Annotated in this window: 1 protein-coding gene; it reads left to right on the top strand. The window is 55.4% G+C overall.

The features are described 5' to 3' along the window. Positions 1-190: 190 nt before the first annotated feature. Positions 191-955, top strand: a 765-nt coding sequence (locus tag EI185_RS14565; protein ID WP_189836421.1) for a CHASE3 domain-containing protein, incomplete at its 3' end; no start/stop codon positions are given.

Below are 955 nucleotides of genomic sequence, written 5' to 3'. Positions count from 1 at the left end.
AGATGGTGGGTATGGACCAGGTGGCGCTGGCGATGGAAAACATCAAGCAGGCCAGCGTGCAGAATGTCGCCGGCACCCGGCAGGCGGAAGTCGCCGCGCAGGGGCTGCATGAGCTGGGGCAGCGGCTGAAGCGGTTGGCGGAACAGTACAAAGTTTGACGGTCTTCAATCCAAATAGAGAGGATGGCTATATGAAATGGTCCATTGGCACAAAGATTGGAGCCGGATACGCGCTGGCACTGTTTATTCTGGCCGTTCTCGGCATGGTTTCATACCGGAACACGACCGGCTTCATCGAAGCCGCACAGTTGAAAGCTCATACCTACCAGGTGCTTGATAATCTCAACAAGGTGCTCTCTGCCCTGAAAGATGCCGAGACCGGACAGCGCGGCTACATCATAGTTGGAGAAAAATCTTATCTGGAACCGTACCAGAGCGGGACGGTGGCTGTGAATAAGGCGCTCCAGAATCTCCGGAACCTGACGGCGGACAACCCCAACCAGCAGCATCGGCTCGATGCGCTTGCGCCCCTTATTGCGGCAAAACTTTCCGAACTTAAGGAAACGATCGGTTTGCGGAAAAGCAAGGGGTTCGAGGCTGCGTTACAGGTGGTCCGGACGGACAAGGGAAAGCAGGCGATGGATGATATTCGAAAACTCATCGCCGAGATGGGAAACGAAGAGAAGAAATTATTGGAACAGCGGGATGGTGAGGTGAAAGCCAATTCCGAAACCACGATTGCCACCATCGTTTACGGTATTCCTCTTGCCTTTGCAGTATTGGCCCTGTTTGGTTTCCTGCTCACTCGCACCATTACCCGCCAGTTGCGTGAAAGCATTAACCTGCTGTCATCCTCCGCAGCCGAGATTTTAGCCACCACCACCCAGGTTGCCTCCGGCGCGGCCGAGACAGCCAGTGCGGTGAGCGAGACCACGGCGACGGTTGAGGAAGTCAAG

Source organism: Sulfuriferula multivorans, assembly GCF_003851125.1.
Lineage (GTDB): Bacteria > Pseudomonadota > Gammaproteobacteria > Burkholderiales > Sulfuriferulaceae > Sulfuriferula > Sulfuriferula multivorans.
The sequence above is the reverse complement of the archived record's forward strand: the minus strand, read 5'-3'. Positions and strand labels throughout refer to the sequence as shown.